Consider the following 11,643-nt stretch of genomic DNA (forward strand, 5'->3'; position numbering starts at 1 on the left):
CAGAGGATGCTTCGCTTTTTTTGCACGGGGGAAGCCAGAGGATGCTTCGCTTTTTGTTCCATGGGGGAAACGGATTTATTCAAAGTCCCCCTTTTTAAGGGGGATTTAGGGGGATCTAAACTGAACAGAGAAAGCCATAAACTGATGCAAAATAATCGCTACTTGAGAAGAGATCCCCCCTAGCCCCCCTTAACAAGGGGGGAACCGGATTTATTCAAAGTCCCCCTTAAAAAGGGGGAGACCAGAGGATGCTTCGCCTTTGTTGCACGGGGGAGACCAGAGGATGCTTCGCTTTTTTTGCACGGGGAAACCAGAGGATGCTTCGCTTTTTTTGCACGGGGGAGCCGGATTAAATCTTCCCCAATCACCGTTTGTTCTGCGGTTGTTGAATCGGAATCTCAACCACCAACTCAGATCCTTGTTCAAGTGTCGAATTACACCACAGCTTACCGCCATGTTTTTCGACAACAATTTGGTAACTAACCGCCAACCCTAAACCCGTCCCTAAACCCACAGGTTTCGTAGTAAAGAAGGGATCAAAGAGCCGTTTTTTCGTTTGTGGACTCATCCCGATTCCGTTATCTGTGATGCGGATAAAAACATAAGGAGTATCTGGTTCAGAATCGTCCCTTTCTCCCTTAGAATTTTCCTCGGCTACATCATCAGCCATTGGAGACTTAACCGAGTCTGTTTGGCTAATACCTGTGCGAATCGTAATTGTTGGTGAAAATAGTCCCATCCCGTCCAAAAACTCTGCCTCAGTTGGAGACGAATAATGACTTGCCTTTTCCTCGATCGCGTCAATCGCATTGGTCAAGATATTCATAAAAACTTGATTTAACTGTCCGGGCCAACAATCGATGGGGGGCAAATCTCCATAGTCTTTAATCACACAGATTCCGGCTGATCCCGGCTTCTCCTTAAGTCGATATTGCAGAATCATCAAAGCACTCTCAATACCCGAATGAATATCTACTATTTTGCGCCCTGACTCATCTAAACGAGAAAAAGTCCGCAAAGATTGAACAATTTCTCGAATCCGTTCAGCGCCAACCTTCATTGAATATTGAAGTTTAGCAAAATCGGTCAAGATAAAGTCCAAATCGATGCTATCGATCCGCTCTTTAAGAATGGCTGGAGGATTAGGATAAGCAGTGCGGTAAAGTTGTACCAGCGCGATGAGATCTTGGTAATACTCTTGGGCATAAATAAGATTGCCATAAATAAAATTAACCGGATTGTTAATTTCGTGAGCAATACCCGCCACAAGCTGACCCAAACTGGACATTTTTTCACTTTGGATCAGCTGAGATTGGGTGCGCTGCAAATCGTGGAGAGCTTTTGACAATTGTGCGGCTTGTTTTCGAGCATGTTCTGTGGCTCGACAGCTAGCGGCGTAAAGTTCAGCTTGTTGAATTGCCATGAGCAGTTGAGAGATCACCCCTTCGAGGAGTTCAACTTCGCTATCTATCCAAGGGCGAGTTTCCTGAGTGTGGCTGCAACTAATCACCCCGGTGATTCCGGAAGGGGTTTGTAGGGGGATAAGCAATAGAGACTGATAATCGAGCGATCGCATAAATTCCTGTAATAAGGAATCGCTCACCGTTTCTACGGTATCAATCCGCATCATGTTCAGATGGTATAACTGCTGCGTGAGAACTTGATTGGTGTCCGCCCAATAGCAGCCTGTCAAATCGGGAAGCGAAGACTCTCGATCTTCGGTGACAACTTCCCAATAAGCGGGCACTTGCTCAGCATGATACCGGATAAACTGACAGCGATCGATTCGCAATAGCTGGCGGATTTCTAGTACAGTTGTTTTCAGAATCGTATCTAGGTCTAAACTGTTGCGGATTTGGGTTGAGAGGCGATTGAGCAAGGCTTCTTGGTGAGCTTTTTCGCGCAAGCGGGCTTCTGAGCGTTGCAGAGCCGATTCAGCCGCTTGACAGGCGCTCATATCTTGAATGACGTGCAAAAAGTACTTCGGATTCCCTTGAGGCGATCGCACTACGGATATAGTGATTTGTACCCAGACAATGCTGCCATTTTGGTGTCGGTAGCGTTTTTGTTGGCAGTGACTCTCAAGGGTACCGGCTAAGAGTAACTCCATTATCGCGCGATCGCTTGCCCAGTCATCGGGGTGGGTTAGGTCTTGCCAGGTGCGTGTGAGGACTTGATCACGGCTGTAGCCAACGATGTCACAAAACTTAGGGTTGACCCGAATTATTTTACCATCCGTCGATAAGTGTTTGATGCCAACGGCTGCTTGCTCAAAGGTATCACAGAAGCGATCATCACATTCATTTAGCTGTGCCTCAACAGGTTTGGATGGAATGTCCACAACAGAGGTTCTAGCTGTATTAGGTCGGGTGGGGTTGGAATAAAACAAGGGTTTTGAGTTAACGCTAAACCAAGTTAATGTGCCGTCAGGTTTTAAAATGCCTATGATAACATTCGGAGGATGAAAAAGTTTTCGGTTGAGACGGCGGGCGGAGGACACAGCGCTGGAAAAGCCATGTAGAGACGTAGCCGACTACGTCTTTGTTTGAATTTAGCGCTTGGACTCAGATAACACCTTTTTTGTACTTATGTAGATTATTGGTTCAATAATGGTATCTCCTGCTATCCGGTATAATAATACACCTAGTCATAGCAATCGTTAATTAAGAATTTGTCTTCATAATTTCCCCAAGCTCCTATTTTCTCAGGTAAACAAACATTAAGCAATGCTCCAAACTCCTACCAACTGGTCTAACCTGCTGCAACAAATCCTCGACAGACAATCATTATCCCGTGAGCAAGCCTCCCAATTAATGCAGGGGTGGCTAAATGAGGACATTCCGCCTGTTTTATCCGGGGCGATTCTGGCGGCGATTCAGGCAAAAGGAGTCTCGGCATCAGAATTGGCAGGAATGGCTCAAGTGTTGCAGGATCAATCCTTACAGCAGGAAACCCTTGACCATAAAACGCCAGTTATTGATACCTGTGGCACCGGTGGCGATGGTGCATCCACCTTTAATATATCGACGGCTGTAGCATTTGTGGCGGCGGCTGCTGGTGTAAGGGTTGCCAAACATGGGAATCGTTCAGCCTCCTCGAAAGTGGGTTCAGCCGATGTTTTAGAGGCTTTGGGCGTCAATTTATCTGCCCCACCAGAAAAAGTCCAGTCCGCATTGGATGAGGTGGGCGTTACATTTCTTTTTGCCCGGGGATGGCATCCAGCGATGAAAGCGGTAGCCCCGTTGCGACAAACCCTGAAGGTGCGGACGGTATTTAATCTGTTAGGACCTCTAGTCAATCCATTGCGCCCCACTGGTCAAGTGATTGGTGTATTTGACGCCAATGTAGTATCAACGGTTGCCCATGCTTTACAACAAATGGGAATTCATCAGGGAATTGTCCTCCATGGACGAGAAAAACTGGATGAAGCAGGATTGGCTGACGAAACCGACTTGGCGCTGCTATCTGATGGTGAGGTGCGACTGTCTACGCTAAATCCGCAACAGCTTGGTTTAACTTCAGCACCAACAGGGGCGTTACGTGGCGGCGATGTGGGCGAAAATGTGGATATTTTAACCCATGTTTTACAGGGGAAAGGAACCGCCGCCCAACAGGATGTGGTGGCGTTAAATACCTCATTAGCCTTGCAAGTGGCTGGGGTTGTGGCGTTGGAGGATCATAAAGCTGGGATTGAACAGGCAAAGGATATCTTGAAAAGTGGGGCGGCTTGGTCAAAATTGGAACAGCTTATTCCATTCTTGAAGAATTAAACATTTTTATTCTGTAGGGGAACGGCACTGCCGTACCCTCATCAGTTAACTGGAAGAAGGGAGAGGGAGAGAGTGTCAAATTATGCTACACAAAGTTCAGTGTAAGCGTAAATTGAGGTGTAGCGATCGCGATGAGCCAAATCACGTTCAAGATTGTTAATTATAAAGAATATCCAGCCGCTATTCAAGGGGTGAGACAGTCGGTTTTTCATATTGAACAAGGTGTTGATCCAAGTTTGGATTTGGATGGCAAAGATGAAACCGCCGATCATATTCTGGCGTATATCGAGAATCAGCCTGTGGGAACCGTCAGGGTGAGATATTTGGATCATCAAACCGCTAAAATTGAACGCCTTGCTGTTTTGTCGGATTTCCGAGGACGAGGAATTTAGCCGTGTGAATAACCATGCAAGGGGGGATTGAGAACCAGCGAATACTACTATTGTCTCCATGACGAGGTAGAATGCCAATTCGACTGGGACGTTTCCACTCAAAGGCAATCGGTAGTTTGCCTTCCATCATCCGCATCGGCTGGAAAGCTAGGGGCAGATCTAAAAAGATGGTGTAATTTTCGGTGATCGCAAAATCGTGCATCATCACCGGACTCGGTAAATCAATGGGGACAGTTTGTAAAATTTCTCCTTGTGCCGAAACCACCCCATATTCTAAATAAGGCGGCATGATGAATGAACAGCCAAAGAAGATCATTTCACCCGTCACGGGGTCAACTTTTGGGTGTGCCGTGAACGTGCTTTGAAGTTTGCCTCCAAAGGTATGAGAGCCTACTGTTTCTAAGTTAGAAGCATTAATGATATAGGGTTCGCCGGCTTCCCATAGGGCTAGCAGTTTGCCGTTGTGCCACACCAGGGACGTGTTGGCAACATTCTTCATCATAATGCCGTGGGGTCCATCAAACCTAGGCAAGTTCATTAAACCGGGCCAAATCGCTTGACCTTCTCGTTTTTCAATCTCAAAAGCTTCAGTGCGAACATAGCGATTGCGGTAGCTGGCTTTGCCATTGCTGATATTTACTTGGTGGATCATGCCATCCCCATCAAACCAATGGTAGAGTCCAAGGGGTTGAAATTGGGGGTTGGGTCCGTTACGCAGAAACATCCCGGAGAGTTGTTGCGGAAGTTCTCCAATGACGGTAAGTTCGTCAACACTTGTTTCTTTTTCTATGGGGGCAAAGTTATCGTCTAGATAAATTTTACCCATGTCGTCTTTGAGCAGGTGATCGCTCTTGGTACTGTGGAGTTGACTGAGGATCAGGTTCGGAATGCGAGCATAATAGCCAGACGTTCTAACGCCTTGATTGGCAATCTTTGCCCCTTCTCCCGTATCGCTGATGATTTGACCTAAGAATTTTGAATCGAGAAAAATCTTCATCAACCGTTCCTGAAATTTTTGACGGCGAGTTTTCTTGTCTGATAAAAACTGGAGGAATTCTGATTCTTGGGTATCAACTTCAGTATCACTAGAAATCAAAGTACTGATATTTTCATACAGCTCTTGGTACTTTTCATCCGTTGGATTCTTGCCTAAATAGTCTTGTAACCAGTCATAACACTGTTCAGGTGGCACGGGTTGGTTTAATAGACTGTCAAGATCGATATCATTACTTAGGTTTTTTTTGCTGGCGATTTGGCTAATGTATTTCTGTTCACCAGGTTCTAGAACACCATCTATCCAGGCGATCCCAATAAGAGCTTTGAGCAATTTTTTGTCATCTTCTAATGAATAGGATTGCTGTAAGTTAGCCTGGGTAATTGCTATTTTAAAATGTTCATTAACTGTAGCTTTCTGACGAATAGTCTTTTTGTTTGTGTATAATACGTGGTGACGATCAGGAGTCTTGACCACAATGTACAAATCCGGATTGCCCTCAAATTTTTCTCCGAAATCTTTTTCGTCGTAAAGAATTTCAAAGTTACCTTGGCTATCCGTTAAAGCTTCTCCTAAATCATCATCTTTGATTAAATCCTGATCAAAAGCTTTGACAACTAAACCAGGAATCCCCGATCCGCTTTCGGATTCATAAACACACCCACTTACTTTAAATGACATTCTGATTCTCCTCTCTTATTAAATTGATATCTAGAATTATGTTAATATCATAGTGTAAATCAAAAGTCAAGTCGGAAAAGTCAAAAGGCTCCCCCGCACCCCGGCTGATAAACAATGAATGATGAAAGACCAATTACATCGGTGGAAAACGGGAAACCGCAAATATCTGGGAATTCTGGGACTGATTTGGCTAGCCAGCGCTTTGTGCGATCGCCTGTGGTTTGCTGTTGATAATTCTGTCCCCGCTTGGGATGAGGCGGATTATTTGACGGGTTCGTTAAACTATTGGCAAGCGTTGCAGCATCCTGAGTGGTTCTCTGGGGAATGGTGGACGAATTTATGGCAACTTTCCTCTAAAATACCACCATTTACTTATATCGCTACGGCTATTATTCAACATATTTTTGGTCGGGGAACGGATCAAGCTACGCTGGTTCTGTTACTCTTTCATGCTATTCTTATCGGTTCAGTTTATGGCTTAGGTGTCCAACTCTTCAACCGTCGGGTTGGATTATGGGCGGCTGGATTAACGGTGCTTTTACCGGGACTCTATCGCTATCGTTTAGAATTTCTTCTCGATTATCCCTTAACGGCTGTTGTTACACTCAGTTTCTTTTGTCTCACAGTTTGGCGAACTCAAAGTTTAAAACCTGTAATTGCTAAACCGCAACCCAATTACCAATCCCTACTCTGGGCAATAATCTTTGGTTTGTCCCTAGGATTGGCGCTAATGGTTAAGCAAACGGCGCTATTTTTTCTATTTATACCAATTATCTGGGTTATCGTGGGGACAATTCGACGGCGAAACTGGGGGCGCTTGGCTCAGTTAATCGCTGGATTGTTGGTGTCTGTGTTGATATTTGGTTCCTGGTATCGCACCAACTGGCTACTCATTTTAACCTCTGGGAAAAGAGCCACGTTAGATTCCGCGATCGCAGAGGGTGATCCGGCTTTGAATACTCTGGATGCTTGGCTTTATTATGGGAAGATTTTACCTTATTTGGTGTCTTGGGTTCTGTTGCTTGTACCAATTGTTGGTTTGATTCTTTATTGGCGTAATAAAGATCGAAGGTTAGGTACGGAGGATGTTTTTTCAACGCAGAGGGGCGCAGAGGTTAACGCAGAGGGGCGCAGAGGGTTTCAGGAAAGATATGGGTTGGGTGGGTTAGGTTGGTCTTTCGGTTGGCTGGCTGTGTTTTTGATCGGGGGTTATCTGCTGTGTTCTCTGAATGTGAATAAGGATGCTCGGTATATTTTGCCATTGTTACCTGTATTTTCGTTAGTTTTAGCATCGGGTTTGGTTCTATGGCAAGGTCGTTTTGGACAACAGGTTCGCTGGGGGACGGTGGGATTGGCGTCTGTGTTAATTGTGCTGAATTTATTTCCTTTGGGAGGCGCTTTTTTAACCCACTTTCTTTCGCCGCGTGTTCAACATTTTCCTTATTTGGGACAACCTGTTCCTCTGGCTCAGGTGATTGATGAAATTATCCAAGTATCTCCGAATTTACAGACAACGTTAGGGGTATTGCCTTCAACTCCGGAAATTAATCAACACAATTTAAATTATTATGGGGCGTTGCGGGATTTTCAGGTGTATGGGCGTCAGGTGGGAGTACGAGAAAAACAGGTTGAACAGGATGCGCGATCGCTGTCTTGGTTTGTGACAAAAACAGGTGATCAAGGTTCTGTCCCTGAGGCGCAAGCGGCTATAGTGGAGAAGGTTGAAAAAGGGGGCGAATTTCAACTCCAGAAAACTTGGGATTTACCTGATGGAAGTCTGCTCAAGCTCTATCATCGACATCAGCCATTTGTCAAGGTAACAAAAGTCAATAGTAAACAATCAATTGTCGGGGTGGGTTTAGCCACTAAACCTGGCTTTTCACTGATAACGTATCAACAAAACTCGCCCTTGAACGTAGTCGAAGGGTCAGATAAAATTCAGTTAAATCGGGTGATTTTACCAGAGACAGCCCCCCCTGGTTTACCTGTACCTGTTACTTACGAATGGACAGGGGATTGGCAATCGTTACAATCGGGTATTGTGTTATTAACCTGGCATTCGCTGGAAGGGGGATATCAATATCAATGGCTCCATGATCATGGTATTGGGATGGGAAACTTATATCCTCACTCACCCATCAACAGCCAGCTATCCACCGTTAACCCTAAATTGCCTAAATACCAAGTTATTGAACGGATGGCGATGTTACCTAGGGCAGATATCCCAGCCGGAACGTATACATTAAAAGCTACTTATTTGCATCGAGAGACGGGGGAAACCTATCCGATATCTGTACCAACGGTTAGGATAAAGATTGACCCCAAAGCGTCTACAACACCTGCACCGGAATTAGATTTAATTACCCAATTTCGGACATTAGCCGCTACTTTACCAAAGGGTTCTGATTCCCTGGAGGCTATCTTTGAACAAACGGGGCGGATTAATCAGTATGACCCGATTCAGGACTATCTCGTGCAGGCAGATTTGGCGTTAACTCATCGGTTAAAGTTGGAACCGCAACGGCTAGATTTGGCTTATGCTCTAGCTTTATCTAAGGTTTTGCAGGTAGATTCTCAGGGTGCGATCGCGGCATTACAACGAGTCGTTCAGCTAGATCCAAAAAATCCTTATGCTCATGCTTATCTTGCTTTCGTTTATTTGTATGAATGGCGGGGTCAAGATGCCCAAAATGCGCTCAAGCCTGCCCTAAATCTCAACCCAAATCTGTCTGAACTTCAAGCTCTTTCTGGTATTGCTGCCTTGATGCAAGGGAATTTGATCAAAACATGGTATTTTCTGGATAAATTTGTAATTAGTCCTGAGTAGAATACTGAGAAAGAGTGAGTTTATTTAATTCGCTCATAATAACCGAGATAAATCAATTCCAGCTTCCCCCCATACTCCTGAATCAAGCTGAGTTGACGCCGATACAATCCACGAAAGGTGTTGGCAAATATCAGGGTAGCGATCGCGACACTCAACCCGGCGACGGTAGAAATTAAGGCTTCACTGATCCCGCCTGTCACACCCACGGTGGTTTGACCGCCAATATCGCCAATCTGTAGGGCGGCAAAGGCGTCAATTAATCCTAATATAGTGCCTAAAAGTCCGAGCAGAGGTGAGACACTAATGATGGTCTCAAATGCCGTGTTGAACCGCTTGAGAATCGGTAACTCTGCTTGCAGGGAACTTTCGAGGGCGAGTCTAAATTTCTCTGGAGTGGGACTTTTGAGTTCCAACGCGGCTAGAAAAATTCGTGCGATTGGCAGATCACTATTTTGTTCTAGTTTGAGAAAGGCTTCTGGAGGATTTTGTTGGTACAAGTGCAGCACCTCTCGCATCAGGCGATTCTGGCGCTGGGTGACTCGCCACCAAAAATTTAGCCGCTCTAAAATTAGCGCGATCGCTAAGATAGAAAGCACTAACAGGGGCAACATGACTACCCCACCCAAGGAAAAAAAGGCGTTTAATGACATGCAGCTGCTCAATTGTTGACATCCTCCCCGGCGTGTAGCTTGCTTCCCGCAGGGTACGCACGGGGATTCCCTACCAGTCGAACAACGACAGTTGAACGTACTCAAGGGTGGGTTTACGGCTCAACACGCACTGCCTCAGATGAGATCTTACACTGGGGAGGAGGGAATAGGTGATTGGGCAAATTTTTTTGTCTGTTGTTCACCCCACACCTTATACCCTACACCCTACACCCCTGTTTCCCCTGAATGGCTAAGGAGTATTGGGGATGCGATCAATTTGGGCATAACCACTGAATATTAGCTGTTGTCCCTGAGTTTCTAGGCGATTGATTCGCATAGTAACGCCATCAAGATTGAAGCGATCCAGATCCACCATATTATTCAAAATCTTATCCAGGGCATCGGTCAAGGCTTCAGATTTGCCTCGCAATTCCTCTGGAATAGTATCTGGTTCAAATTTAGAGTCTTTGAAGAGAATCCGCCGCCGCTTTTCTACAGCCAGAGTTGAGGTCATGCTAATCGGCACTAATTCCTGATCGGGAAGGTTTACTTTGGCAAAAAGCTGAATCCGGTTATTGGGAAGCAGCTTGAGTTGCACGTCAGTGAAGGAAATTTGCTGACCCCCAGTGAGATCCTCCAATTCGGGAATGGAAATATTTTCTAAGCGCTTTCTCACCAGTTCGGCTTTAAACGACTGGTTGATATCGGGTTCTGTTAACACGACTTGGGCGATCGCTTGGGTAGGTTGCTTCAGGTGAATCTGACCCTTGAGGACAGAACTGAAGTCCAAGGACACAGCGTCTGTTTCAAAGGACATCTCCTCAGTCCGAAACTCTCTACGGATCACCAAGCCTCGCCCATGCATCTTAAAGCTGTCAATGCTACCCTGTAACAGTTTACTGGAGGGATTGCAGCGCACCGAAACCTCGACAGACTCACTGCGAGTAAATAGGTGGCGAATCGTATTGCTGGCGACGGTATTGAGCATCCGTTCGCCCCAATCTGTACCAGACGGGTTGGTTAAACCGGCAAAGCCACCGAGCATAGTAGTCCTGTTATCCACGCGAGTTGTCTCTTTACATTTGTAACAAAATGTGAAGCCTTCAGCAATCTCACGGTGGGAATATTGATGAATATCCCAAATTTGCGACTAGCATAGACCCAGGGTTGACTTGGGGTCTAGCGATAGGAATAGAATTTCTGAAGTTAATGATTAGTTTTGGCAAAGGTGCAGGATTGATCACACCTGATGCAGTGGGCAACTTTCAACAAAACAGGAAATATTACTCAGACATTACCCCTGAAACTTTAGTCACTCCTGTTATTGTACAGGCGACGGCTATAGATTCAATCATCCGTCGTGACTTTGTTCTGATTAAGGCAATAATGAAATCTTATCAATTATTTTCAAACCGTAGTCCAGGACAGTCAAAGTATTAGGAGGGGAGCATGTCAATCCGGGTGTTTGTGTACGGGACTCTCAAACCTGGGGAAGTCAATTATCTGCGCTACTGTGAGGGAAAAGTGTTAGCCGCCCAACCTGCGATCGCGTTGGGTCAACTGTTCGATTTGCCCCTCGGCTATCCGGCGATGATCCCTGGAAAGAGTCCGGTGCGGGGCTTTTTGCTGACGTTCACTGAGCCAAATCTTTTAACCGTCTTGGATAAGCTAGAAGACTACAATCCGCAGCGAAACCCAGAGGACAATGAATATTATCGACAACAAGTGACTATTTATGATCTGGCTAACCAATCTTTAGGACAGGCTTGGATTTACCTCATGCAACCTGAGCGAGTGCAGCGTTTAGGGGGTACACTTATTTCTTGCGGTTGGTGGAGTCGCACTTGAATGATGAATTATGAATACCCCATCGCCAGAAAATGGGGCATAAGGGGGAAATGCTTTTGTGTTTTCACAGCCAGCGACAGGAATTTCAGGCTACGTGACATACTCCTACACCAACTGAGTACAGTATGGTGTAAGCTCTAGAGTGACTCCAGCTATTGAGCCTCGGACATTGACTGAGCTTTATTAACGACACGGGATGCCCCACCGCGCCGGACAATACAAAAAGTTTTGTCACCCAATGTAGCTGCTGGAATTTTACCCGTCCACAGATGCGACTACGAATAGTCTGTTTCTGGATGGAACCCCATATTCGGTGGTTGTCTTGGTTCAGAGTACAGGTAAGCGGTTAGCTTTTAATTTATTTAACCTGTCCTACAATAGTAGCAAATTGAAATTGGTTTGACAACTATGAAGCAAGTGACAACGCGAGTATCAGATAGGGAATATGAGCATTTAGCCAAATTCGGCAAAGTAACACAAA

The 11,643-nt window shown here is 45.5% G+C and carries 8 protein-coding genes; 4 read left to right on the plus strand and 4 right to left on the minus strand.

Annotation, left to right across the window (positions count from 1 at the left end; genetic code table 11):
* Nucleotides 1-364 precede the first annotated feature (364 nt).
* Nucleotides 365-2,389 carry a PAS domain S-box protein gene (locus RID09_RS20145; protein ID WP_446337699.1) on the minus strand — a complete coding sequence of 675 codons (2,025 nt, stop codon included), beginning with the start codon at nt 2,387-2,389 and terminating at the stop codon, nt 365-367.
* Nucleotides 2,390-2,726: 337 nt separating this feature from the next.
* Here RID09_RS20145 and trpD point away from each other — a divergent pair, with 337 nt between their 5' ends.
* Both trpD and RID09_RS20155 read left to right on the plus strand, forming a co-directional pair.
* Nucleotides 2,727-3,770, plus strand: coding sequence for an anthranilate phosphoribosyltransferase (gene trpD, locus RID09_RS20150; protein ID WP_446337700.1), 1,044 nt, complete (start codon nt 2,727-2,729; stop codon nt 3,768-3,770).
* A 131-nt stretch (nt 3,771-3,901) separates the two neighbouring features.
* The gene (locus RID09_RS20155) at nt 3,902-4,162 is read left to right on the plus strand and encodes a GNAT family N-acetyltransferase (protein ID WP_446337701.1); all 261 of its coding nucleotides are present in this window, start codon (nt 3,902-3,904) and stop codon (nt 4,160-4,162) included.
* On the opposite strand, the gene RID09_RS20160 is transcribed toward RID09_RS20155, so the two are convergent.
* Nucleotides 4,110-5,837 (minus strand): carotenoid oxygenase family protein, encoded by a 1,728-nt coding sequence (locus RID09_RS20160; protein ID WP_446337702.1) that lies wholly within the window; start codon nt 5,835-5,837, stop codon nt 4,110-4,112. The two genes, RID09_RS20155 and RID09_RS20160, sit on opposite strands and share 53 nt — an antisense overlap.
* Before the next feature lie 118 nt (nt 5,838-5,955).
* Here RID09_RS20160 and RID09_RS20165 point away from each other — a divergent pair, with 118 nt between their 5' ends.
* Complete coding sequence (locus RID09_RS20165) at nt 5,956-8,664, plus strand: phospholipid carrier-dependent glycosyltransferase (protein ID WP_446337703.1); 2,709 nt, start codon at nt 5,956-5,958, stop codon at nt 8,662-8,664.
* A gap of 20 nt (nt 8,665-8,684) precedes the next feature.
* Here the strand turns inward: RID09_RS20165 and RID09_RS20170 are convergent, their stop codons facing one another.
* Together RID09_RS20170 and RID09_RS20175 are read right to left on the minus strand one after the other, a co-directional pair.
* Complete coding sequence (locus tag RID09_RS20170; RefSeq protein ID WP_446337704.1) at nt 8,685-9,314, minus strand: MotA/TolQ/ExbB proton channel family protein; 630 nt, start codon at nt 9,312-9,314, stop codon at nt 8,685-8,687.
* A gap of 250 nt (nt 9,315-9,564) precedes the next feature.
* Nucleotides 9,565-10,359, minus strand: a complete 795-nt coding sequence (locus RID09_RS20175; protein ID WP_446337705.1) for an LmeA family phospholipid-binding protein — start codon at nt 10,357-10,359, stop codon at nt 9,565-9,567.
* Between the two features lie 404 nt (nt 10,360-10,763).
* Between RID09_RS20175 and RID09_RS20180 the strand changes: the two genes are divergently transcribed.
* Nucleotides 10,764-11,162 (plus strand): gamma-glutamylcyclotransferase family protein, encoded by a 399-nt coding sequence (locus RID09_RS20180; protein WP_446337706.1) that lies wholly within the window; start codon nt 10,764-10,766, stop codon nt 11,160-11,162.
* Nucleotides 11,163-11,643: the final 481 nt, after the last annotated feature.

The sequence above is a fragment of the Coleofasciculus sp. G1-WW12-02 genome (assembly GCF_040219735.1).
Classification (GTDB): domain Bacteria; phylum Cyanobacteriota; class Cyanobacteriia; order Cyanobacteriales; family Coleofasciculaceae; genus Coleofasciculus.